The sequence below is a fragment of the Staphylococcus sp. GDY8P196P genome (assembly GCF_017891705.1).
Lineage (GTDB): Bacteria > Bacillota > Bacilli > Staphylococcales > Staphylococcaceae > Staphylococcus > Staphylococcus ureilyticus.
Genome location: NZ_JAESJS010000010.1, coordinates 144953 through 170418, shown reverse-complemented (window position 1 = coordinate 170418; position 25466 = coordinate 144953). Strand labels below are relative to the sequence as shown.

The window sequence follows — 25466 nt, the reverse complement described above, 5'->3', positions numbered from 1 at the left end:
AACATTAACTAAAAAAGTTATGGCGTATATATTGAATGGTTTAGTCACTATAGTTAATTGAAATCGGTCATGAACTAATGAACTGAACTTAATAAGTAAGTTGATATAGTTTTTGACCCATGATAAAAAGAATACATCATTTTAAGAGCGAACACGGGAAATCAAATGTTGATTGATTTCTAAATCGCTCTTTTTTTAATTCTGTATTTTTACTAATACAAATTGAATGTACTCATAATGATTGCTACCAGCAATTTTATTTTGAAAAATAACAAATAGTATGCACATTTTTATGTTATATGTTATACAATGTAAAAATGACTGATATGATTGTACCTTCAGTTTATAACAAATTTTATTTGAAGGAGAATTAACTATGCACGCTTTTTTAATAATTATAGCGATGATGATTATTGGAGCAATAATAGGTGGCGTCACAAATGTAATTGCTGTAAGAATGTTATTTCATCCGTTTAAAACTTATTATATTTTTAATAGACGAATTCCTTTTACACCCGGGTTAATACCAAAAAGAAGAACAGAAATTGCAGATAAAATTGGACAAGTTATTGAAGAACACTTATTAACTGAAACGTTAATTAAGTCAAAATTAAATGCACCTAAATCAAGAGAAGCAATCGAATCACTAATCTTAAAACAGATCCAAAAATTAAAAGCAGATCATACGACAATTCAATCGTTGACGAAAAGTTTCGATGTTGATGTTGTACAGGTTACTAATGATAAAATGTATTCAGTTATCAATAATAAATTAGAACAATATTATGCTGAACATAAAGAAACCACTATAAAACAAATAATTCCTTCAGATATTGAAGAAAATATTGATGCAAAGGTAGATGGGGTGCCTGAGTTATTATTTGAACGCGCACGTGTTTATCTTAAATCGGAAAAAGGTGCTGCTGATATAGCATCTATGTTAGATACTTTCTTTAATGAGAAAGGTAAAATCGTAGGTTTGCTACAGATGTTTATGACAAGAGAAAGTATTGCAGATCGAATACAACATGAATTGATTAGATTAACAAATCACCCCAAAGCTAAAGCAATTGCAAAACAGATTATTGAAAATGAATACGCTACATTTAAATCAAAAGCGTTAGTAGATGTCATCAATGAAGATCAATTCGACTCGCTTAAGGTAACGGTTACCGAATTACTAATAAACTATGCAAACATAGATAGTATATCGAATCGACCATTGAAAGAATTAATGCCAGAATTTATAACATTCTTAGAAACAAAAATTTCAAAACAACTTACGGAATTAATTATTGATAAAGGATCTAAGCATATTTCTCCAATCATGAAAAAAGTTAACCTAAGACAAATGGTTGAAGAACAAATAAATTCATTTGATTTAGCATATATTGAACGTTTAATCATAGATATCGCAAATAAAGAATTGAAATTAATTATGCTTTTAGGCTTTCTATTAGGTGGCATCATAGGTTTATTACAAGGCATAATTGCAATTTTTGTATAACATATTAAATTATGTTATTGTAATATCGATGTGGTTATAACACATATACAAATAAAGGAGTGAAGCACAGTGGCAGTAAATTTATACGATCATGCAAATCAATTAGAACAAGCTTTAAGAGAAAGTGATGAATATCAAGCAATACAAAAAGCTTATGCTAAAGTAAAAGAAAATGATGAATCAAAAGCACTTTTTGATGAATTCCGCGAAACACAATTAAACTTCCAACAAAAACAAATGCAAGGTGAAGAAATTGGTGAAGAGGAATTACAAAAAGCTCAAGAACAAGCACAAAAAATCGAAAATGATTCTAACATTTCAGAATTAATGGCTGCTGAGCAAAACATGAGCCAAGTATTCCAAGAAATTAATCAAATCATTGTTAAACCTTTAGATGAAATTTATGCTGACTAATTAATTAATCAGAATGATTATTTTAAAAGTAATCTAAAGTTCTTATAAAAATTTAAAAATATTTAATGTGTTGCCATATAATGATTTTCAAAATTAATATATGGCAACAACCATAGTTTGAAGGAATATATGTACTTTTATTCAAGCATATGTATAATAAACTCAATATATTGAGAAATGATATACAAAAGAATTGATGCCAATAAATGAATTCTTTAATTGCTGGATAATTGTTCATGTTTTATTCAATGAACCATGGTTAATATTGAATTTAAAGCTGAGACATTTATTTATGTTTCAGCTTTTTTGTTTTATCGACTGTACAATAGTCGGTGTGGTAAAATAAAGAGATACAAGGTATTAGCATGTACATAGGTACTAGTATAGTTTTATAAGTCTCAAAATAAATGCCTTTTTTTCATGCTTTTTATAAAAACCTTTAAATAAAGGAGAACTATAAATATATGGTTAAATTTATTCATTGTGCAGATTTACATTTAGACAGTCCATTTAAGTCTAGAAGCTACTTAAGTCAATCGATATTTGAAGATATGCAAAAAAGCGCATATGAAAGTTTCAAAAAAATCGTGGATTTAGCGTTAAATGAAGAAGTAGATTTTATGATTATAGCAGGGGATTTATTTGATAGTCATAACAGAACCCTCCGTGCTGAAGTGTTCTTAAAAGAGCAATTTGAAAGACTGGCAAAAGAACAAATATTTGTTTATCTTTGTCATGGTAATCATGATCCATTATCTTCATCTATAGGAACTGAGTGGCCAGATAACGTTTCGGTTTTTTCTGAAAATGTAGAAACATATCAAACAATTACTAAAAACGGTGAAGAAATATATTTACATGGTTTCAGTTATCAAAATGAAGCGAGCTATGAAAATAAACTTGATGCCTATCCGTCAAGTCAAGGTCAAAAAGGTATTCACATAGGTATTTTGCATGGTACATATAGCAAAACGAACACAAAAGACCGATATACTGAATTTAGATTAGAAGATTTAAACAATAAACTTTATCATTATTGGGCACTTGGTCATATACACGAGCGACAACAACTAAGCGATATGCCTCAAATTCATTATCCAGGTAATATTCAAGGTCGTCATTTCAAAGAAACTGGAGAAAAAGGTTGCCTATTAATAGAGGGCGATGATTTACATCTAAATGCTAAATTTGTGCCAACACAGTTTATTCGTTTTGAAAAGGCTGAAATAGATACAAACATGACTTCAAAACAAGGTTTGTTTGACGCAATACAAGATTTTAAATCACAAGTTAGAGCTGAAGGTAAAGCAATTTATCAATTAGTAGTAAATGTCAATTCAGATGAAATTATTTCTGATCAAGATTTAATGCAAGTGCATGAAATGATTAGTGAATATGAAGAAAATGAGCATAATTTTGTGTTTATAGAAGATCTGAATATAAAGAATAAAGATGATGAAAAAACGACCCTTGTCAAAGAATTTTCAGCAGATTTGATAGAAGATAATTCAGTTTATGAGTTAGCTATGAATGATTTATATCTTAATCCAAAAGCTTCCAAATACCTAGAAAATTATGATGATTTTGATCGTCGAGAATTAATTAAACGCGCTGAATTATTATTAAAGTCAGATATGAGGGGGGAGTAAAATGAAGATTAAATCATTAGATATATATGGTTATGGTAGATTCATTCAAAGATCCATTCAGTTTGATGAAAATTTTACAGAAATTTATGGGGAAAATGAGTCAGGTAAGTCTACGATACAGGCATTTATACATTCCATTCTTTTTGGGTTTCCAACTAAGAAAGAAAATGAACCACGACTAGAGCCACGTTTAGGCAATCAATACGGTGGAAAACTTACATTGATTCAAGATGATGGTTCTTTGATAGAAATTGAACGTATCAAAGGTGCAGCAACTGGAGACGTTAAAGTTTATCTACCGAATGGTGCCATTAAAGATGAAAGCTGGTTAAAGAAAGAACTTAATTTTATCTCAAAACGTACATATCAAGGTATATTTTCATTTGATGTCTTAGGCCTACAAAATATTCATAAAAATATGGATGAAAAACAATTACAAAACTATTTACTCCAGGCTGGTGCATTAGGATCAACAGAATTTACTAGCATGCGTGAGATTTTGAATGATAAAAAAGAAGCGCTATATAAGAAAAATGGCAGAAATCCAATTATTAACCAACAGCTTGAAGAGTTGAAGTCATTAGAGCGACAAATTCGAGAAGAAGAAGAAAAATTGTCATCTTACAAACGTTTAGTAGACGATAAAGATAAAGCAGATCGACGTTTAGAAAATTTGAAACAGAATTTAAACCAATTGTCTAAAATGCATGATCGTAAACAAAAGGAATTAGCTTTACATGAGCAAACACAAGAATGGAAAACATTGGAAACCCAATTAAATATAGAACCTGTCACATTTCCTGAACAAGGCATCGATCGCTATGAATCTGCAAAAATTCAAACACAAAATTTAAAAAGAGATATTGGCTTAAGAGAAGAACGATTAACGCATTTAAAAAGTGAAAATGAAAAAATCAATGTACCTAAGCAATCTGATATTGATGCTTTTAACCATATACAACAACAAGAAAATGAAATTAAACAAAAAGAATACGAATTAAAATCAGTTAAAAAAGAAATTCAAGATAAAGAACGTGAAAAATCAGGCTTGAAGTCTAATATCGGATGGCAAGATGTATACCATGAAGCCGACAGTTCAGAGGCAATGAAGAGTCATGTAAGCGATCAAATTAAAAATAAGCAAGAACAGACTGCTTTTATTCAACAATTAGAACGCAATATTGAAGAAAATAAAATTGATAAAGAAACAAATCAAACTGAGATGGATGCATTAGAAAAAGATATTGTGTCTGATGAAAACTATGAAAAGAAAAAACAATATAACAATCGTGTATTCGAACTACAAGAGAAAAATAATTTATATCAAAAAATGAAAGAAGCTTTTGATAAAGAACAACAAGAAAATGAACGTAAACAAAATATTTTTCGATTTGCATTCGTTATATTAGCAGTTGTTGGTGTTGGATTAACTATCTTTTCATTTATTTCAGCTAATTTGGTCTTCGGTATTGTATTTGCATTACTATCTCTTGTATTTATCGTGGGTATCTTCTTAGTTAAATCGAAAGAGATAGGACATAGTGAAACATTTTCTAATGAAATTGAAGATTTGCAACACCAAATTAATGATTTAGAAGCCAATTATAATTTGGACTTTGATTTAGATGATCAAAATAGAATTCGCGAGCAATTCCATAATGCTATTAAAACGAAAGAGGCATTAGATAAAAAAGCAAATTATTTATCTTCCAATTTAGAATCTGCACAACAACAATACTCAAAGTCAGAGAATGAGATCAACCAAATTAAAGATGAATTACATTTATCTGATAAAATTTCAGACGAACTCATTATTGATAGTATTGCGACGATGAATAAAATTAAGGATTATGACAATCATACTGTTGAATTGAACGAGCAAAAAATTGAGTTACAACAGGCATTAGATACATTTTATGAACATGCAAAAGCAGTAACCCAAAATCAATTTACTTCTTTCAACACATTATCTTTATTTCATGACGTAAATCAATGGTTAAAAGAAGAAACAACTAATTTAGATAAATGGAATAGGAATCAAGAACAAATCACATTAATAGAAAGTGAATTATCACAGCTTAAACATCGCTTACATGAGAATAATAATGTGATATCACAGTTATTTAACTTTGTAAGTGCAAATGATGAAGAATCGTATTATCATCAGCATGCTCAATATCAGGCTTATCATCAACAATTAAACCGCTTTAATGATTTAACGAAATATCTAGAAAACCAAAATTATAATTACGAAGCTAGTTCTTTGCTGAGTCAAAAAACATATGCTCAACTATCTGAAGAAGATGAAGTGTTAGAAAGACAAGTTGATCATTATAATGATCAATATTTAGAAATGCAGTCAGAAGTCAGTGATTTAAAAGCTAAAATCACGGATATGGAAACAGACAAAACGTTAGCGGATTTACGTCATAAGTTCCATATTTTGAAAAATAGAGTGAATGATGAAGCAAAAGATTGGGCAAGTCTTAGTTACTTACAATCTTTAGTGGAAGGACATATTAAACAAATTAAAGATAAGCGTTTACCACAAGTGATAAATGAAGCAACAGAAATCTTTGCACATTTAACAAATGGAAATTATGTACAAGTAACTTATGCGAATGAAGATTTAATGGTAAAACAAGTGAATGGTCAAATGTACGAACCAATTGAATTAAGCCAGTCTACTAAAGAAATACTATATATCGCATTGCGTTTAAGTTTAATTAAAACATTAAAACCTTACTATCCATTCCCTGTAATTATTGATGATGCATTTGTACATTTTGATAAACATAGAAAAGAAACGATGATGAATTATCTAAGACAAATGCCCAATGATTATCAAATTTTATACTTTACATGTGTCAAAGATACAAGTGTGCCTTCAAAACAAATTATTACTTTGAATAAACCTGAGGAAGGCGGTAAATAATGAGAAATGTAGAAAAATTAAATCCTGGAGATTCAGTTGATCACTATTTCTTGATTCATAAAGCGACACAAGGCGTAACTGCTCAAGGAAAAGACTATATGACGATATATCTTCAAGATAAAAGTGGGGACATCGAAGCTAAATTATGGACTGCTACTAAGGAAGATATGCGTGTTTTAGAACCAGAAAAAATCGTACACGTTATTGGTGATGTTATTAATTATCGTGGTCGTAAACAGATGAAAATTAATAAAATTAAATTAGCTTCAGATGAAGCAGATTTAAACATACATGATTTCGTAGACGGCGCGCCACTCACACCAGAAGAAATCAAAGAAGAAGTCTCTCATTATATGTTAGAGATTGAAAATGCAAATTTACAACGCATTACAAGACATTTATTGCGTAAATATCAAACAGAATTTTTTACATTTCCTGCAGCAAGTACACATCATCATAATTTTTCAAGTGGGTTAAGTTATCATGTATTAACAATGTTACGGGTCGCAAAATCTATTTGTGATATATATCCACTTTTAAACCGCAGTTTATTATATAGTTCTATTATTTTACATGACCTAGGTAAAGTTAAAGAATTAAGTGGTCCTGTTGCAACAACATATACGGTTGAAGGTAATTTGCTGGGCCACATCTCTATTGCCAGTGATGAAGTAGCAGATGCTGCACGAGAATTAAATATAGAAGGTGAAGAGGTATTATTACTGCGTCACATGATTTTAGCACATCATGGAAAAATGGAATTTGGCTCTCCGAAACTACCACATATGAAAGAGGCAGAAATTTTGTTTTTCATCGATAACATTGATGCAAAAATGAATATGTTTGAAAAAGCATATAAGAAAACGCCAAAAGGTCAATTTACTGAACGTATTTTTGGGCTTGAGGGTAGACAATTTTACAATCCAACATCTTTAGATTAAGCGATACGGAAAATATACGCTTAAAAAAATAAAATTGAAACATTTTGAAAGTAAAGGACTAATCCAAATTTTGATATGCTCCCTTCAAAGTTTACATTTTTAAGTGTCTACTTTGAAGGGAGCAGTTCATTAGCGTGGATTAGTCTTTTTTATATGTAAAATCATTCGTTTCTGACCGTGATTATTTACAATTAATATGTCGTATTAGAAGGTAAGAATTAGGGGGTGAGATAATCGTTTTCTATTCATGAGCATCGTATGATTTGATATAAGTAGATTGAATATGTGTTTATCCTGTGTTATATATCAGCGCAAGAGATAAAATACAATCGTCTCGAAAAATATGTGTACAAGCATAATTAATAAGTAAATATAAGTTAGTTTCATTAATAAAAAACAAGGCAAATGCCCTAGAAATTAGCATTTGCCTTGTTTACTTGTGAATTATGATTCTATTGTCCAGAGGTCATACCAGCTCCACCTTGTTGCATCGCTTGCTGTTGTTGCTGTTGTTGTTGTTGCTGTTTAATTTTATCTGGGTCTAGAATAGAATCTTCAATAGCTTTTTTAATATCTCTATCTTTATAATCTACTTTGTATTCATCTAACAGTTCTTTATAAGCGTCTGTTAGTAATTTAGGACTTTTTTGTACTTTTTGTTGGATTAATTGCGATTTTAGCTTACCTTTTTCTTTATCAAAGTCATTTTCTTTATCTGCTTTAATAATATGGTAACCATAATCTGTTTTAACTACTTTTGAAACGTCGCCTTCTTTAAGTTTGAAGAGCGCCTTTTCAAAATCTTTTTCCATTTGTCCTTTGATAACATATCCTAAGCTACCATCTTTTTTAGCCGAAGATTTATCCATTGATTCTTTTTTGGCAATTTCTCCAAATTTGTCAGGATTTTCTGATACTTGTTTTTGGATTTTTTCTGCTTTTGCTTTTGCATCTTTATCTGATAAACCTTCTTTGTCATCTTTATTCTCTTTAACTTTAATTAAAATATGCGAACCTTTTTTAGTAGATTCTTTAATTTCTTTATCAGAAATATTCACTTTATCGTTCAGTAGAGCCTTTTGATATGATTGTAATTTTTTTTGCTCTTTATAGTCACTAAGTGACATTTTTTGTTGTTTTAACATACTTTCAAATTGATCTTTGCCACCGTATTGTTTTTGTTCTTTTTCAACTTCTTTATCAATATCTTTCGTGTCTATTTTATCTTTATACTTATCTGCTAACAATTTATTTAATAATATAGAAAAAGATGTGTTTGCAACTTGCTCATCACCCATTTTATCCATTACATCTTCAACTTTAACATCGCCAGCTTTTGATGAAATAATTGTATCTTCTTTAGAATCTGTAGCGCTATTACCACAAGCACCTAATAATAATGCACTAGCAGTAACAGGAATTATAACTTTTTTAAATGTTTTCATGATTGGGAACTCCTTTTGTAAGAATAACAACGTAAATATAACATATAAAGTCGTTTTCACCAATTAGAAACCTAATATATACGACTATAGTTGTAACCATTTTATATAAAAAAGAGCGAATAAAAAAAGCAAACATTGCTGTTTGCTTAATCAAGTTCATGATTCGTATAAGGTGATACTTTGTTTAAAATATTAATACCAGTTTGATGTTCTTCAACATAAGTACCTTCATTTGAAAATAATATGATCTTTAAATAAAGAAAATCCATAACCGAATAACCTAAATTCAAAGCAATTAAAAACATTAAATAATGACCATATTGAGGGATGATAGTACTTATAAATGTGCAAACAATCGTTATAAATAAAGCTGGTGTGATTAAATCAAAACAAAAATAATATTTATTAACAGGTGTATTTACATACACATTATAAAAAGGCACAGACTTATGTTTTACTAATTTATATTTTTTAAATGACTTACGATAGGGATAGAAAAACAATAAGTGGATTAATTTATGTAAAGGGTACAAAAGCACTACTAAAATTAAAAATATTAAAAAGTGGTCGTCTGTTAATTTGGTATTTGAAAAGAAGTATAAAAGTTCGTATGCAATTAAAAATGTGATAATTGTAGTAACAAAACTAAGGAAAGCAATTCTAGGTATGCCAAAACGAGCGTTAATATCTATTTGACGTGTACATAAATACATTACGCAATCATACTCCTTTTTAAAATTTATTGAATATACTTTCGTATTATCTAACGTATTCTTACAGTCGTCAAGTTTAACTTTAAGTTAATTTTAGAGTTTGAAAAGTTCTCAAAACACTATAATGTAAGGATATTATAGTTTTTAATCAAAGAAAGATGAGTGTACTATATATTTTTTAATTCAGCATCATTTTAAAGACATAGATGTTTTTATTGTAATAAAGAAAAGAGTTATAACTCAGGTTTTCAAGTGAGTTATAACTCTTAGTTAATTGAGTTAATTATTTGTCTTTTTCAAATGCTTTTGAAATTTCTTCGCCACGATTTTGTAAATTTTCAATATGGGATTGCAAATTTTCAATATTAGGATCGATATCAGATTTAAAATCACCAATCATCGTTTTCACTTCATCACCAATAGTACTGCCAATTTCAGTACTTTCTGATTTGATTTGTGAAATGTAATTTACAATATCATTGACGCTTTGCTTTATAGTGTTGATTTCTTTATCAAATTCAGATTCAGCACCCGTAGGTCTGCGCGCTTCTGTCTCAAATTGGTTTGAATTTTTCTTATCACGATTCATTAATGCAACACCAATTCCAGTTGCAACACCAGCACCAAGACCTAGTAATAATTGAGCTGTTTTCATAAAAATTCTCCTCATTTCTAAAATTTCTGAGTCATTAATATTTTTAATATACCCTTTATCATATCAGGTAAGCATAATTAATTAAATTGTGCTGCAATTTCTTGTGCAATTTTTTTCTTTTGTTCATCACCTATGCTTTCTTCATGTGTTTCCCATTTATAACCAAAACCATCTACTTCATTTTCATATCTTGGTAACAGATGAAAATGTAAATGGAAGACAGATTGATCGGCAAATTCACCATTATTTTGTATAATATTTAGACCATCAGGGTTAAATGCTTTTTTGATTGCGTTTGCTACTTTAGGTAAAGCAACGCCTATATGTTTCATTGTTTCACTATCCGTTTCAAAGATATTTGCAGAAACTTTTTTAGGAACTAATAAAGTATGACCTTTGGTCACTTGAGAGATGTCTAAAAATGCATAAACATATTCATCTTCATATACTTTATAACTAGGAATTTCACCATTAATTATTTTACTAAAGATTGTTTCAGACATAAATTTTCACTCCTTGTCAGATGTTTAGTAACTATTATAGCATTACTGATTAATTTCCGTCATTTTTTGAAGTAACTTTATGAACAATGTTTGATTTTTGATACAATACTATTTGTGGAGGTGCCTTATGACAGTAAAAGTAGAGCATTTAACAGGCGGTTATGGCAAAAGACCTGTGATAAAAGATATAAATTTTGAATTAAAAAAAGGTGAAATTGTTGGACTGATAGGTTTGAATGGTGCTGGGAAGAGTACCACAATTAAACATATGTTAGGCTTATTAACGCCGATGGAAGGGCAGTTAACAATTTCAGATATTGATATCAAACAAGATGTAGAAGCTTATAGACGTAAGTTATCATATATTCCGGAAGCACCAGTCATATATGATGAATTAACGTTACAAGAACATATTAACATGACTGCAATGGCGTATAATATTGATAAAGAAGAAGCTATGAAAAGAGCAAATCCATTATTAAAAACATTTAGGTTAGAAAATGAATTAGATATATTTCCGAGTCATTTTTCTAAAGGTATGAAACAAAAAGTGATGATTATTTGTGCATTCATTGTAGATCCAGAATTATATATCATTGACGAGCCATTTTTAGGATTAGATCCTTTAGGTATACAATCTATGCTTGATTTAATGGTCGAGAAAAAAGAAGAGAACAGAACTGTATTGATGAGTACACATATTTTGGCAACGGCCGAAAAATACTGTGACAGATTTTTAATAATGGACAAAGGTCAAATCGTAGCATTTGGCAATATAGATGAATTGAGGGAACAAACAGGTTTAAGTGGTAAAACCTTAGATGAAATATATATACACGTTACTCAAGGTGGCCAAAATTCATGAAACAAGAAGCTAAACAATTATTTAACCTAAGGAAACAAGCAATCAAAAAAGAGAAAAGTTATTATAATAAGTTTATATTTAATGGTCATTTTTCTGTATTTCTTGTGATTTTATTAGGTGCATTTATTTTAGGTTATGGAGATTGGTTGAAATCAATGCCTAAACATATTAATTATTCGTTAATTGCTAGTATAATCACAGCCATTACTTCCATGTTCCCAATTAGGACTTTATTGAAAGATGCAGATAAATTATTTCTCTTGCCATTTGAAAAACATATGTTTGAATATATGAAAAAAAGTTTGATGTATAGTTATGTTACTAGATTACCTATACAAATATTATTGATTATTATATTTTTTCCATTATTTTATGTGGTTAATAACAAAACGTTTGGATTTTATATTATCTTTGCTGTACTAGCAATTATATTTCCGCTCTTAGGTTTATTATTAAAATGGCAGTGGTATAAATTTCGTCTTGAACGTTGGTCTTTATTTAGCATTTTGTTTGTGATATTTACATCTGGTTATTATGTAGCCTTAGATCCTAAAAATATCTCAAGTATTTTTTCAGTTATTATACTTGTTGCTCTGACTCTGTTAATAAGATATTTAAACAAAGACTATTTGTTCCCATGGGAGCATATGATTAATACAGAACAACAACATCATATGAATTATTATAAATTTGTAAATATGTTTACGGATGTAAAACAATTAGAAGAGAAAGCAGTAAGGAGAAGTTATTTAGATCCGTTATTGTGGAAACCGAAACCTAAAAAATTTAATGAAAACTATATGTATCTTTATTTATTTATTAGAAGTTTTGCTAGAGGTAAAGACGCATTTAATATTATATTACGCTTGATTATTATAGCTTTAGTTATGATGATATGGTTACATCAAGTCATCGTAGTTTTATTAATTGGTAGTCTATTTATGTATATTATATTGTTACAAATGGCTCAATTTTATACACAACAAGCATATGGTCTATGGCCTCAAGTTTGGCCTGTATCTGATAGTAAGGTCATTAAAGGATATGAACAATTTTTAAATAGATTAATGTGTATTATAGGCGTGATTTTTATCGTTACTTTTGCTATTGTTTTTCCACAATATAGTTTCTTTGGATTGATATTCTTTCTTGTAGGATGGTTGACGATTAGAAATATAACTAAAAAATTGAAATATCAAGAAAGTTTGCTAACAGATTAAAAAATCGCTACTCAGGTTTTAGCTTAGAGCTAAATTTGAGTAGCGATTTTTAATTAGTAATCGTCAATTGGGAATAAATATCTTTCGAAGTAACTTGAATGTTGACCACTAGAACCAAAGAATTGACTTAGTGCTAGTTTATCAAAGTTTTCTTGGAAAACGGCAGACGCTTTGAAATCTTCGTAATCTGTACGACTATTAAAGCCAAAATAAATTTTATATGTTAACCCTTGATTTGGTTTTAAAAAGCGATAACTTCTATAACCTGCAAATTGTTTGAAATCAGTTGTGACATTTTCTAATTTCTTTTCTAATTGATATGCATGATCCTCTGATGTTGGTATAAAAATAACAGAATAGAAGTAATTTTCATCTAAATTCCCTTCAGACTTAATGATGTCATAAGCCAGCGGGTGTTTTAAAACCGTTTCACCTTCTGTTTCTTCTATAATAACTGAAGAATCGGAAGCTGAAAATTGTAGTAGATGATGTGTCGGATTATTTAGTCTAATTTGATTTAAATAACCAAATGTACCGTAAGATGCGTAAATTTTCATAAGTTTTCCCCCTTGAATTGTTTAAGAAACATTGCATAACTATTATAATTTACTATATATACTTCTAATATTTCAAATAAATGTAAAATAGACTTTAACAGTATTATAATTGATTTCTGTTAGAAAACAATAGTCAAATAATTAAGAATAACAAAGTGACACACTTTGTCTTTTTTATGACATTTCTATTGATTGAATACGGGAAATTAGTGGATATGGTAATATTAATAAGAATGATTATAATGTAGGAGGATTACAAGGTGCATAATAAAAATAATACAATCCTAGATATGATTAAGGGCAAAGAAGTTAAACACACACCTGTGTGGTTTATGCGTCAAGCTGGTAGATCACAGCCTGAATATAGAAAATTGAAAGAGCAATACTCTTTATTTGAAATAACACACCAGCCAGAATTATGTGCATACGTAACACATTTACCAGTAGATAATTATAATACGGACGCTGCGGTTTTATATAAAGATATCATGACCCCATTGCAACCGATAGGGGTGGACGTAGAAATTAAGTCCGGGATAGGACCAGTAATTCATAATACGATTAAAAATATACAAGATGTTGAAAAATTAGGGAATATTGATCCGAAACGAGATGTTCCATATGTATTAGACACGATTAAATTATTAACTGAAGAAAAATTGAAGGTGCCATTGATTGGTTTTACTGGCGCTCCTTTTACCTTAGCAAGCTATATGATTGAAGGTGGGCCTTCTAAGAATTATAATTTTACAAAGGCAATGATGTATAGTGACGAAGCAACTTGGTTTGCGCTTATGGATCATTTAGTCGATATGTCTATTACTTATACGACAGCTCAAATAGAAGCTGGTGCAGAAATCATACAAGTATTTGATTCTTGGGTTGGTGCATTAAACGTTCAAGATTACAGATATTATATAAAACCAGCAATGAAAAAGTTAATTAATGGAATTAAGGCGAAATACGATGTACCCGTGATTTTATTTGGTGTGGGTGCAAGTCATTTAGTACATGAATGGAATGATTTACCAATAGATGTATTAGGTCTAGATTGGAGACTGTCTATTAAAGAAGCTAATGATTTAAATATTACTAAAACATTACAAGGGAATTTAGATCCATCTTTACTATTAGCACCTTGGGAAGTTATAGAAGCGCGATTAAAACCTATTTTAGATGAGGGCTTAGCACATGGTAAACATATATTTAATTTAGGACATGGTGTTTTTCCACAAGTTAAACCCGAAACTTTAAAAAGAATTACTACGTTTGTTCACGAATATACTCAAAGATAGTTAGACATACAAAAGGTGAACAAGATTTACATTTAATTATGTCATCTACATCTTAAAAATTTAAATAAAAGGATGATTTTAAAATGGCAAAAACAGTAGGCTTACTAGTAATGGCTTATGGTACACCTTATAAAGAAAGTGACATAGAAGCTTATTACACAGATATTAGACATGGGAAAAAACCTACAGAAGCAGAATTGCAAGACTTAAAAGATAGATATAAATTTATTGGCGGTTTATCACCACTTGCGGGAACTACGAATCGACAAGCTGAGGCATTATGTTCAGAGTTGAATAATCAATATACTGATGTTGAGTTCAAGTTGTACATTGGTTTGAAACACATCCATCCGTTTATTGAAGATGCTGTAAAGGCAATGAATAAAGAAGGCATAGATGAAGCTGTTACTGTGGTACTAGCACCACATTATTCAAGCTTTTCAGTGGGTTCCTATAATAAGCGTGCACAAGAAGAAGCGGATAAATATGGTATTACGTTAAACCATGTTGAACATTATTACCAACAACCAAAATTCATCCAATACTGGACTGAAAAGGTAAATGAAACTTTAGAGCAAATACCAAAAGAAGAACATGATGAAACAGTCTTAGTAGTATCAGCACACAGTTTACCTAAAGGACTTATAGAAAAAAATAATGACCCATATCCGAATGAATTGCATGATACTGCTGAATTATTAAAAGCTAAATCAAACATTACTCACGTTGCTGAAGGGTGGCAATCAGAAGGTAATACTGGGACACCTTGGTTAGGCCCTGACGTTCAAGATTTAACTAGAAATTTATTCGAAAAATATAATTATAAAAACTTTATTTATACGCCTGTAGGCTTTGTATGTGAACATTTGGAAGTATTATATGATAATGATTATGAATGCAAAATAATTTGTGATGAGTTAGGCGTTAATTACTTCCGTCCAGCAATGCCTAATACAGATTCACTATTTATTGGTGCAATCGTAGATGAAATTAAAAATGTTTATTAAAGGAAGCGTGAATCACATTGACTAAGAGTATCGCAATTATTGGGGCAGGCATCACAGGCTTATCCAGTGCATATTTTATAAAATCAAAAAGACCTGACATCGATGTCACAATTTATGAATCTTCTAATAGAGCAGGCGGGAAAATACAAACATATCGTAATGAAGGCTATACCATTGAATTAGGTCCAGAATCTTATTTAGGACGAAAACAAATTATGACAGATATAGCCAAAGATATAGGGCTTGAAGATCAACTCATTACTAATAAAACTGGGCAATCGTATATATATGCTAAAAATAAACTCTATCCGATTCCAGGCGGTTCTATTTTAGGAATACCGACCGACATCAAACCATTTCTCAAAACCAAATTAATTTCTCCATTGGGTAAGTTAAGAGCTGGAATGGATTTGTTTAAAAAAACTATAGATATGGATAACGATATGTCGGTTGGTGAATTTTTTAGAACGCGGTTAGGTGACGAAGTGCTAGAAAATCTAATAGAACCATTAATGGGTGGTATTTATGGCACAAATATTGACGAGCTTAGTTTAATGAGTACTTTCCCTGAGTTTAAAGAAAGAGAAGAACAATTTGGTAGCCTTATTAAAGGAATGCGATATGAGAAGGCGCAAAGAATAAAACAACGTGAACTTTATCCAGGTGCACCTAAGGGACAATTTAAACAGTTTAGACATGGATTGAGTTCGTTTATAGAATGTTTAAGAGACGATTTGGTAGCAAAAGGTGTTAATATTAAATATGAAACGGCTGTTAAAGATATTACAGCGTCACAGAAAAAATATGAAATTAAAACAGTCAATGAAAAGCGCATCTATGATAGTGTCTTAGTTACAACGCCACATCAAAATTTCTTACAATGGTTTGGTAATGATCCTGCTTTTGATTATTTTAAAAACATGGATTCTACAACAGTAGCAACAGTCGTACTTGCATTTGACGAGGCAAATATCATCAACAATTATGATGGCACAGGATTCGTTATTGCTCGTACAAGCGATACGAATATCACGGCTTGTACTTGGACAAGTAAGAAATGGCCATTTACAACACCTGAAGGTAAAGTGTTAATTAGAGCTTATGTTGGTAAACCTGGTGATACGGTAGTTGACGATCATACAGATGAAGAACTCGTGAAAATCGTGAAAAATGATTTGAGTAAAATGATGACCTTTAAAGGTTCGCCTGATTTTAGTATTGTAAATCGTTTACCTAAAAGTATGCCTCAATATCAAGTAGGACATATTGAACAAATTAAATTGATACAATCGCATATAAGACATAATTATCCTAGACTACGTATTACTGGTGCGTCATTTGAGGCTGTTGGGTTACCTGATTGCATAAAGCAAGGAAAAGAAGCGGTTGAAGAGATTTTAGATGAAATCTAAATAAATAATAAAAAAGTCATTTTCTACTTTGTTAATTTTTAATTATTGTAGAATTGGCTTTTTTTTACTAAGTTGAATCTTACAATACTGGTGAAATATATGAGATACTTTAAAAGTAATATTTGTAAATGGGGGATTGATTTATGACAGATATAGTAATAGTACATTCAAAATTAGGTGATTCAAAGAATCATTGGTATGAATGGTTAGCAAATAATCTTACATTAGAAGGTTACGTAGTTACACTTTTTAACATTCCGAAAGAACAAAATAGTGATATACGTAAATGGCTCAATGTTATGAATGAACAGATCCATATACGTAAACAGGATACCTATTTTGTAACTCATGGTTTTGGTACAATTGCTTCACTTGAATTTATTCAAAATAAAAACATAAACAATATTGAAGGTTTATTCAGTATCTCAGGTTTCAAAGAGGATGCACAAGAGATTGATGAGTCGTTGAAATTAGATGATAAAATCATTAACTATGATAAAGTTAAAGAAAAAGTGAATAAATTTTATGGTTTGTGTGCAAAAGACGATAAACATGTTTCTTACAAAGAAACAAAGCGTTTAATGGATGAATTGAATGGCAAATGTAAAATTACTGATTTTGGAGGACACTTCATGGAAGATGATGGTTTCACGACATTTACAAATTTACAAAGTAAAATGATGGGTATCATGAGTAAATAGATTGAATAAACCTACGACGGTCTATAATTATACAGCACAATACGGGGAAATAAGTTTTATATTTCAATTATAAAATGAATAGTCTTTATAGCTTGCTTATATTTTAAGTAAATAAATATAAGCAAGCTATAAAAATAAACAAATATGTGTCATTTCTTAACTAAAATTATAATATTATAGTTATATTCCTTTTTTACACAAAATACTTTAATGAAAGCATTGACGAAAGCTACAAAAGTTAATATACTAAATAAGTATTCAGAAATGAGGGGAGCTTAACCACTCATTATGACATTTAATTTTTAATTATAAATTAATTATTTGTAAATTAATTTTAAAATAATGTTGATTTTGTAATGACATTATGGTATATTTAATAGGTAGGCGTCATTAATAATATTAACGCGGGATGGAGCAGTTCGGTAGCTCGTCGGGCTCATAACCCGAAGGTCGGTGGTTCGAATCCGCCTCCCGCAATTACATAGTTTGGTCTCGTAGTGTAGCGGTTAACACGCCTGCCTGTCACGCAGGAGATCGCGGGTTCGATTCCCGTCGAGACCGCCATTATTGATTTACCATTAAGGTTCAGTAGCTCAGTTGGTAGAGCAATGGATTGAAGCTCCATGTGTCGGCAGTTCGACTCTGTCCTGAACCATTTTATTTTTGGCGGTTGTGGCGAAGTGGTTAACGCATCGGATTGTGGTTCCGACATTCGTGGGTTCGATTCCCATCAACCGCCCCATAATCGTTATCAAGCGGGTGTAGTTTAATGGCAAAACCTCAGCCTTCCAAGCTGATGTTGTGGGTTCGATTCCCATCACCCGCTCCATTCAAATTAATCCACAGTAGCTCAGTGGTAGAGCTATCGGCTGTTAACCGATCGGTCGTAGGTTCGAGTCCTACCTGTGGAGCCATGGCCCCGTGGTCAAGCGGTTAAGACACCGCCCTTTCACGGCGGTAACACGGGTTCGAGTCCCGTCGGGGTCATACAAACAGAAGTGAAATATCGCTTCTGTTTTTTTAATTCTATATTGGAGAGTTGTCCGAGTTGGCCGAAGGAGCACGCCTGGAAAGTGTGTAGGCGCCACAAGCGTCTCGAGGGTTCGAATCCCTCACTCTCCGTTAATTCTATAAAACCCGTTATACATCGTTATTTAAAACGTTGATATAACGGGTTTTATATTTATCGATAACTTTGTTGGATACTATAGATGAATTTTGATGTTTTCTAAGTTATTGTAATACAATAACTTAGGGAACAAACTGCGTCTTAATTTCTAATATTTGGTATTGTGATTAAGGGATTATGAGCCATCTTAGGACATCGTTCTATTTATTATAAGTGTAACGATCTTTCGTTATTTGATGATTGCGTTAAACAAATATTATTGTTTGTCAATTTTAATTGCAATATCTTCTAATTTATCTCTTATTTCTTTTAGAGTATGGCTTTCTGAAAAAGTGAAATGGAACGGAGTATTTTTGTTAGTTTTTGCATATATCGTTATGAGGTCGTAGTACAAGCCTTGCTCAATTTCGTATTTAATAAATTTCATTTTATTGTGATCTCCTTCATCATATATATAAACGTTTATCTTTCTTCTTATCTAATATGGTGTAAGTAAACGGAGAGTGAGGGATTCGAACCTCTGATGCCTTAATAATCTATTATGATAATGAAGAGTCCTTCTACAGATCATGTTTTTTTATGTGTTTATAATTAGTTGAAACGAAGTCATTTTTATTATCATATCACCAAAATTCATCGCATACAACTTAAATTTTGACTATTTTACAAAAGAAATGTAAACAAATAGTATAAATATGAATTTATGGTAATAGTAACTAATAAAATGCACCAACACTGTTAAATCAAAGTAAAAACGTTATAATAGTCTTTGAGATGGAGGAATGACAGATTGGAATTTTGGTTGAAAACGCAAGCAAAACAAAATGGAAATAAAGTATTTATTGATGATGGTCTTAATAAAATCACGTTTGCTTCAATGTATTACGAAGCAAGCCGTTTAGCTTATCAAATAAAACAGTTGAAGAAAAAGCGTATAGGAATATATATAGAAAATCATATTGAATCTATTACTTTGATTAATGCGTTGTGGCTAGCAGGTGTTGAAATCGTGATGTTAAACACGCGTTTAACCAAAGAAGAAATACAAAACCAGTTACATTCTATTGAAACTGATACAGTAATTACTACTACCAATTTAACGTTACAAGATATAGTCATAATTGATTTTGATGTATTGAAACGTGAAGTTTCTAATAATACTTATGAAGCTATATTCAATATGGATCAAATTGCTTCTATTATGTTTACTTCTGGAACAACAGGACCACAAAAAGCTGTTCCTCAAACATTTGGCAACCATTATGCAAGTGCACTGGGTTGTAAACAAAGTCTAGGGTTTAATCAAGACACAAAATGGTTATCTGTATTGCCTATTTATCATATTTCTGGATTAAGTGTCATAATAAGAGCGCTGATTCAAGGTTTTACAGTACGTATTGCAGCGAAGTTTAATTCACATAGGATGCTTGAAATAATAGAAAAAGAATTACCAACGCATGTATCATTGGTTCCTCAAACTTTAAAATGGTTAATGGATGAAGGGTTGACTCAACCGTATAATATTCAAAAGATATTATTAGGCGGGGCTAAGCTTTCTAGTACATTGATTGAAAAAGCTTTGAAATTAGGATTGCCGATTTACAATTCATTCGGAATGACTGAAACATGTTCCCAATTTTTAACAGCATCGCCAAGTATGTTAGCTGAGCGCTATGATACCGTCGGAAAACCAAGTGAAAATGTTTTTGTGAAAATAAAAGAACCGAATAACCTAGGACATGGAGAACTACTTATCAAAGGTGACAATGTTATGAATGGATACCTATATCCTGAAGATTTAATAGATACGTTTGAAAATGGTTATTTTAAAACGGGAGATATTGCTGAAATAGATGACGATGGATATGTAATGATTTATGACAGACGTAAAGATTTGATCATTAGCGGTGGCGAAAATATATATCCATATCAATTAGAATCTGTAGCAAAACTACACGAATCAATTACTGATGCAATGTGTATCGGAGAGCATGACAGCACGTGGGGGGAAGTACCTTATTTATATTATGTTTCAAAAACAAAATTATCCAATGAAACATTAATCGAACATTTTAAATCACATATAGCGAAATATAAAATCCCAAAATATTTTAAACAAGTAACAGAATTACCTTATACATCAACTGGTAAACTACAACGAAAACATTTAAAAAATTAGGCGTGAAAATTTATGAAATTGAGCGAAATGAAACTTTATATTTGTAATAATGATTTTAAACATTCAATTATTACTCCTAAGGTAAAATTGGACAAGCGTAAAGCACTTATTATTGAATTTATTACGGATAAGCAGAAACATTATTTTGGAGAGTGTAACGCTTTTGAAACAGACTGGTATGATGATGAAACGATAGAAGTAGTTTATGACCAAACAATAAAGTGGTTTGAATCTTTTAAAAATATTGAGTTTGAATCCTTTTCGGAAGTTCAAAACGCACTTCAATGTTTGGAAAAATATCCAGCTACACGAAGTATGATTGTGATGGCCTGTTATCAAATTTTTTTCCAATTAGAGACGTTTAATGTGCCTTATGGTGCCACGGTTAGCGGCCTAACGGATAAACAAATTAAGGACTTAAAAGTCACACAACCACAACGCATAAAAATAAAATGGTCGGAAACGATTTTAGAAGATGTTAAGCGATTGCAGAGATTGCTATTTAAGCCTCAAATTGTCATTGATGCCAATGAATCTGTTAGAGATAACGAAGTTGAGAAAATCATGTTACTTTCAAGCAGTGAAATTCTTTATTTAGAAGAGCCTTTTAAAGATATAGAAAAAGTAAATCATTTTAAAGATACGGAATTACCACCTATAGCTATTGATGAGAAAGCAGTATCTTTGAAAACAATTTTATATTATATTGAAAATTATAAAATCGATGTTGTCATATTAAAACCATTTAGACTCGGTGGTATTGATAAAGTCATGGAAATCATTGAAATATTAGAACAAAAAGATGTGAAATTTGTCATTGGGGGTATGTATGAATATGGTTTAAGTCGTTATTTTACTGCTTTATTAGCAAGATATACAACTTATCCAAGTGATATTACACCACAAGGTTATTATTTTGAAAATGATATTGTAGCACATTCAGGCATATTAAAAAGAGGTTCAATTTATTTTGAACCTCCTTTAGTAAACAAAGATAATTTAATGCAGATTGATTAATGTTTATGCTTTTTATCTTTTTTTAAAGGTACTGGATCAAATCCACCTTTGTGGAGTGGATGACATTTTGAAATACGTTTAACACCTAACCAAGTACCTTTAAAGGGGCCAAAAACTTCTATTGCTTCTCTAGTATATTCAGAACAAGTTGGGTAAAAGCGACATGTAGCTGGTGTCATAGGAGAAATGAAATGTTGATATATATAGATAAGTCCTAGAAAGATTTTTTTCATAAAATTTTGCCTCCAACAATTTACATCGCATTGATAGTTTAACATATATAAAGGGAGATTGATGTTTGTGAAGTTTAAAGATAAAGAAAATGATGATGTTTTTTTATCGTTTAAAGATGAAAATGATATACCAGATGCAGACCATGTCTTAGTTATTCCAATATATCAAGGACAATTGCTTTTTACCAAACATAAAATAAGAGGTATAGAATTTCCTGGTGGAAAAAGAGAAGCAGGGGAATCAAGTGTACAAGCGTGTGATAGGGAATTGTTTGAAGAAACAGGAGCGCTTATTAATTTTAAAGATAGACATTATATTGCTCAATATTGTGTTAATCGTCAAAATGGCACACCTTTTACAAAAGATGTTTTCATGGTTAAAGTAGATCGATTACAAACGAAAAATGATTATTTAGAAACTGATGGGCCATTAATTTTCAATAGTATCTCAGATATTTCAGAAGCATATAAAAGTTATTTATTGAAAGATGCTGCAATTTTAAAATGTTTAGAGAGAGTGATCGAGCTTGGATTTTATTCACAGAAAAAGAATGCCGATAGAAGTACCTGACCATATTTTTGATGAAGTCACTTATGAAGTGGATGAGATTAATGTTAGAGGTTTATTAATGCAACCACATAAAAGTGTAAAAAGAATAGTTATATATTTGAGAGGTGGTAAAGGACAAGTTGGTAAAGTAAGAGCAGGACGTTTAATGCAATTTTCAGATGCTCAAACACTTGTATTTGGACCTTATTATAGAGGTAACAATGGTAGTGAAGGTAAAGATGAATTTTATGGTAGGGATTTAAATGATGTAACCGTGGCTGTTCGAATATTAAATGCAATGTACCCTGATGCATATATTCATATGATAGGATTTTCCAGAGGTGGATTACAAGGTCTGCTTACATTTCAAGATTTACCAGTTACAAGTTTTATTATTTGGGGTGGTGTGTCTGATATTCACCTCATGTATGAAGAAAGAATAGATTTAAGAGGTATGTTGAGAAGGATGATCGGACATCCAAAGAAACAAGCAACAGCATATAAGCAAAGGGATGCGATTGCTAATATACACGCCGACAGTCCACCTATACTTATTGTACATGGTGGTAAAGATAAACAAGTTGGGATCCACCAAGCCTATTATTTGGAAACACAATTGAAACATATTGGCTCGACTTATCAAACATTTTATCAAATGGATGAAGATCATGTACCAAGGCCATTTGCAATGAAAACAGCGTTATATACAGTTAAACAATGGATGGATAAAGTAGAAAAAAATAAAAAAATTACTAATAAAGCACATGGGCCACAATTATAATGTAGTCCATGTGCTTTATTAAGTATTTATTTAAAGCCACCATTTTGTGCTAAATCTGAAACTTCATCACCAAATTTTTCGAAATTATGTTTAAATCTGTCGATTAAATCTTGAGCTTGTTCTCTATATGCCTCTGGCTTACTCCAAGCATTTATTGGATTTAGTAGTGTTTGAGGTACGTCTTCAACTTCCACTGGTATATTTAGTCCAAACATATCATCTTGAATATATTCTGTATCTCTTAGTTGTCCAGTGATTGCTTGATTAACCATTTGTCTCGTATAACTTAAACTAATACGGCGTCCTGTACCATATTTACCACCAGTCCAACCGGTATTCACTAAATAAACATCCACATCATGTTTATCAATTAAGTCGCCTAGTAAATCTGCATAAACTTTAGCATGTAAAGGTAAGAAAGGAGAGCCGAAACATGTTGAGAAAGATGGTTCTGGTTCAGTGATACCTCTTTCTGTTCCTGCAAGTTTAGCTGTGAATCCACTTAAAAAGTGATACATCGCTTGATCTTTGCTAAGTTTTGAGATAGGAGGTAAAACGCCAAAAGCATCAGCAGTAAGGAAAATAATCGTATTTGGATGTGCTGCTTTGGAAGGTGTAACGATATTTTCTATATGGTTGATTGGATAAGCGGCTCTTGTATTTTCAGTGTAATAGTTGTCATCAAAGTCGACATCGCCTTCTTCATCTACAACAACATTTTCTAAAATTGTACCGTATTTAATTGCTTCATATATTTGAGGTTCCTTTTTGTAAGAAAGGTTGATTGCTTTTGCGTAACATCCACCTTCGATATTAAAGATACCATTTTCATTCCAACCGTGTTCATCATCACCGATTAATTTTCGAGTTGAATCTGCTGAAAGTGTTGTTTTTCCTGTACCAGAAAGTCCAAAGAATAGAGCTACATCACCTTTTTCACCAACGTTTGCGGAGCAGTGCATACTCATTATATTATCTTTAGGCAGTAAGTAGTTCATTACGGAGAAAATACCTTTTTTCATCTCACCAGCGTATTCAGTACCGCCGATTAAAATGACCTTATGTTTAAATGAAGTAATAATAAATGTTTCTGAATTTGTGCCATCTATATTTTGATCAGCTTTAAAATAGGGTGCTGATACAATCGTAAAGTCAGATTTGATTTCTTCTGCTTCTTCTTTTGTTTCAGGACGAATAAACATATTTTGTGCGAAGAGATTATGCCAAGCCAATTCGTTGACAACCGTTAGTTTGAGTTGTGAATCTTTATCGCTACCTGCATAGCCTTTAAATACATATAATTCATCTTTTTCATTTAAATAATTTAATACTTTATCATATAATTTTAAAAATGTATCTTCTTCAATAGGTTGATTGATATTTCCCCAATCAATATCATCTCTGTATGATGGTTCATTAACAATAAACTTATCTTTCGGTGAACGACCAGTATATTTACCCGTTTTAGCGTTAATTGCACCTAGTTCGGTTAGTTCTCCTTCATTATTATTAAGAATTTTCTTATACAACTGTGTTGTAGATTGTTGAAATAATGAAGACTTCTTGTCCAAAATGTTTTGAACTTTTTTTGTGTAAGTGTATGTATCTACCGCCATACTATATCCCTCCAACGCTATTAAATTAATGTAAGCCTTTACAATTACAGAGTATAACACATATGATTGATTAGTCCACACCATTTTTAAAGGAATTTAAATAAATATCAAATTGACATTAGTACTTAGTTTCGGTACTATA

The 25466-nt window shown here is 30.9% G+C and carries 23 protein-coding genes and 8 tRNA genes; 23 read left to right on the top strand and 8 right to left on the bottom strand.

Annotated features, from left to right (window positions below; all coding sequences use genetic code 11):
* Positions 1-376 precede the first annotated feature (376 nt).
* From KA814_RS07695 to yhaM, 5 genes are all read left to right on the top strand, one after another.
* Positions 377-1507 carry a DUF445 domain-containing protein gene (locus KA814_RS07695; RefSeq protein ID WP_064208791.1) on the top strand — a complete coding sequence of 377 codons (1131 nt, stop codon included), beginning with the start codon at positions 377-379 and terminating at the stop codon, positions 1505-1507.
* Between the two features lie 69 nt (positions 1508-1576).
* The gene (locus KA814_RS07690; protein ID WP_019468127.1) at positions 1577-1921 is read left to right on the top strand and encodes a YlbF/YmcA family competence regulator; all 345 of its coding nucleotides are present in this window, start codon (positions 1577-1579) and stop codon (positions 1919-1921) included.
* Between the two features lie 464 nt (positions 1922-2385).
* Positions 2386-3570, top strand: a complete 1185-nt coding sequence (locus KA814_RS07685) for a metallophosphoesterase family protein (protein WP_046207625.1) — start codon at positions 2386-2388, stop codon at positions 3568-3570.
* A 1-nt stretch (position 3571) separates the two neighbouring features.
* A complete protein-coding gene (locus KA814_RS07680; protein WP_107528250.1) occupies positions 3572-6505 on the top strand; it encodes an ATP-binding protein in 2934 nt (977 codons plus the stop codon).
* Entirely contained in the window at positions 6505-7446 is a 942-nt protein-coding gene (yhaM, locus tag KA814_RS07675) for a 3'-5' exoribonuclease YhaM (protein WP_046207623.1), read from the top strand. The genes KA814_RS07680 and yhaM overlap by 1 nt, the downstream gene beginning before the upstream one ends.
* A gap of 452 nt (positions 7447-7898) precedes the next feature.
* On the opposite strand, the gene prsA is transcribed toward yhaM, so the two are convergent.
* The 4 genes from prsA to KA814_RS07655 form a co-directional block, all read right to left on the bottom strand.
* Positions 7899-8891, bottom strand: coding sequence for a peptidylprolyl isomerase PrsA (gene prsA / locus KA814_RS07670; RefSeq protein WP_046207622.1), 993 nt, complete (start codon positions 8889-8891; stop codon positions 7899-7901).
* A gap of 146 nt (positions 8892-9037) precedes the next feature.
* On the bottom strand, positions 9038-9604 hold the full coding sequence (locus KA814_RS07665) for a DUF3267 domain-containing protein (RefSeq protein WP_046207621.1): 567 nt from the start codon (positions 9602-9604) through the stop codon (positions 9038-9040).
* 283 nt (positions 9605-9887) lie between these two features.
* Positions 9888-10259 (bottom strand): YtxH domain-containing protein, encoded by a 372-nt coding sequence (locus tag KA814_RS07660; protein ID WP_064208794.1) that lies wholly within the window; start codon positions 10257-10259, stop codon positions 9888-9890.
* Positions 10260-10336: 77 nt separating this feature from the next.
* The gene (locus KA814_RS07655) at positions 10337-10762 is read right to left on the bottom strand and encodes an HIT family protein (RefSeq protein ID WP_046207619.1); all 426 of its coding nucleotides are present in this window, start codon (positions 10760-10762) and stop codon (positions 10337-10339) included.
* Positions 10763-10889: 127 nt separating this feature from the next.
* On the opposite strand from KA814_RS07655, the gene ecsA reads away from it, so the two are divergent.
* Positions 10890-11627, top strand: coding sequence for an ABC transporter ATP-binding protein EcsA (gene ecsA / locus KA814_RS07650; protein WP_064208795.1), 738 nt, complete (start codon positions 10890-10892; stop codon positions 11625-11627).
* Positions 11624-12847: an ABC transporter permease EcsB gene (gene ecsB / locus KA814_RS07645; protein WP_064208796.1), complete on the top strand. Its 1224-nt coding sequence runs from the start codon at positions 11624-11626 to the stop codon at positions 12845-12847. Before ecsA ends, ecsB begins: the two co-directional genes overlap by 4 nt.
* Positions 12848-12900: 53 nt before the next feature.
* On the opposite strand, the gene KA814_RS07640 is transcribed toward ecsB, so the two are convergent.
* Entirely contained in the window at positions 12901-13404 is a 504-nt protein-coding gene (locus tag KA814_RS07640; protein ID WP_046207616.1) for a hypothetical protein, read from the bottom strand.
* 260 nt (positions 13405-13664) lie between these two features.
* Here KA814_RS07640 and hemE point away from each other — a divergent pair, with 260 nt between their 5' ends.
* The 12 genes from hemE (at position 13665) to KA814_RS07580 (ending at position 18941) form a co-directional block, all read left to right on the top strand.
* Positions 13665-14699 (top strand): uroporphyrinogen decarboxylase, encoded by a 1035-nt coding sequence (gene hemE / locus KA814_RS07635; RefSeq protein ID WP_046207615.1) that lies wholly within the window; start codon positions 13665-13667, stop codon positions 14697-14699.
* 83 nt (positions 14700-14782) lie between these two features.
* Positions 14783-15706, top strand: a complete 924-nt coding sequence (gene hemH, locus KA814_RS07630) for a ferrochelatase (RefSeq protein WP_046207614.1) — start codon at positions 14783-14785, stop codon at positions 15704-15706.
* Positions 15707-15723: 17 nt separating this feature from the next.
* The gene (gene hemY / locus KA814_RS07625) at positions 15724-17118 is read left to right on the top strand and encodes a protoporphyrinogen oxidase (protein WP_064208797.1); all 1395 of its coding nucleotides are present in this window, start codon (positions 15724-15726) and stop codon (positions 17116-17118) included.
* A 143-nt stretch (positions 17119-17261) separates the two neighbouring features.
* Complete coding sequence (locus tag KA814_RS07620; RefSeq protein WP_064208798.1) at positions 17262-17819, top strand: alpha/beta hydrolase; 558 nt, start codon at positions 17262-17264, stop codon at positions 17817-17819.
* A 403-nt stretch (positions 17820-18222) separates the two neighbouring features.
* Positions 18223-18296 (top strand) — tRNA-Met (locus KA814_RS07615).
* Between the two features lie 11 nt (positions 18297-18307).
* Positions 18308-18383 (top strand) — tRNA-Asp (locus tag KA814_RS07610).
* Positions 18384-18401: 18 nt separating this feature from the next.
* Positions 18402-18474: transfer RNA gene (locus KA814_RS07605), tRNA-Phe, on the top strand.
* 11 nt (positions 18475-18485) lie between these two features.
* Positions 18486-18561 (top strand) — tRNA-His (locus KA814_RS07600).
* A gap of 13 nt (positions 18562-18574) precedes the next feature.
* Positions 18575-18648: transfer RNA gene (locus KA814_RS07595), tRNA-Gly, on the top strand.
* Positions 18649-18658: 10 nt separating this feature from the next.
* A tRNA-Asn gene (locus tag KA814_RS07590) sits at positions 18659-18733 on the top strand.
* 1 nt (position 18734) lies between these two features.
* A tRNA-Glu gene (locus KA814_RS07585) sits at positions 18735-18806 on the top strand.
* A gap of 46 nt (positions 18807-18852) precedes the next feature.
* Positions 18853-18941 (top strand) — tRNA-Ser (locus KA814_RS07580).
* A gap of 263 nt (positions 18942-19204) precedes the next feature.
* Here the strand turns inward: KA814_RS07580 and KA814_RS07575 are convergent.
* Positions 19205-19375, bottom strand: a complete 171-nt coding sequence (locus KA814_RS07575; protein WP_164987238.1) for a hypothetical protein — start codon at positions 19373-19375, stop codon at positions 19205-19207.
* A gap of 363 nt (positions 19376-19738) precedes the next feature.
* Here KA814_RS07575 and menE point away from each other — a divergent pair, with 363 nt between their 5' ends.
* Both menE and menC read left to right on the top strand, forming a co-directional pair.
* Positions 19739-21127 carry an o-succinylbenzoate--CoA ligase gene (gene menE / locus KA814_RS07570; protein WP_064208799.1) on the top strand — a complete coding sequence of 463 codons (1389 nt, stop codon included), beginning with the start codon at positions 19739-19741 and terminating at the stop codon, positions 21125-21127.
* Between the two features lie 12 nt (positions 21128-21139).
* Positions 21140-22144, top strand: coding sequence for an o-succinylbenzoate synthase (gene menC, locus KA814_RS07565; protein ID WP_046207610.1), 1005 nt, complete (start codon positions 21140-21142; stop codon positions 22142-22144).
* Here the strand turns inward: menC and yidD are convergent.
* Positions 22141-22377 carry a membrane protein insertion efficiency factor YidD gene (yidD, locus tag KA814_RS07560; RefSeq protein WP_064208800.1) on the bottom strand — a complete coding sequence of 79 codons (237 nt, stop codon included), beginning with the start codon at positions 22375-22377 and terminating at the stop codon, positions 22141-22143. The two genes, menC and yidD, sit on opposite strands and share 4 nt — an antisense overlap.
* Positions 22378-22438: 61 nt before the next feature.
* Here yidD and ytkD point away from each other — a divergent pair, with 61 nt between their 5' ends.
* Together ytkD and KA814_RS07550 are read left to right on the top strand one after the other, a co-directional pair.
* A complete protein-coding gene (gene ytkD, locus KA814_RS07555) occupies positions 22439-22948 on the top strand; it encodes an RNA deprotection pyrophosphohydrolase (RefSeq protein WP_064208801.1) in 510 nt (169 codons plus the stop codon).
* Complete coding sequence (locus KA814_RS07550; RefSeq protein ID WP_182478100.1) at positions 22905-23708, top strand: alpha/beta hydrolase family protein; 804 nt, start codon at positions 22905-22907, stop codon at positions 23706-23708. Before ytkD ends, KA814_RS07550 begins: the two co-directional genes overlap by 44 nt.
* A gap of 26 nt (positions 23709-23734) precedes the next feature.
* Here KA814_RS07550 and pckA read toward each other — a convergent pair whose 3' ends face one another.
* On the bottom strand, positions 23735-25324 hold the full coding sequence (pckA, locus tag KA814_RS07545) for a phosphoenolpyruvate carboxykinase (ATP) (protein ID WP_064208802.1): 1590 nt from the start codon (positions 25322-25324) through the stop codon (positions 23735-23737).
* Positions 25325-25466 lie beyond the last annotated feature (142 nt).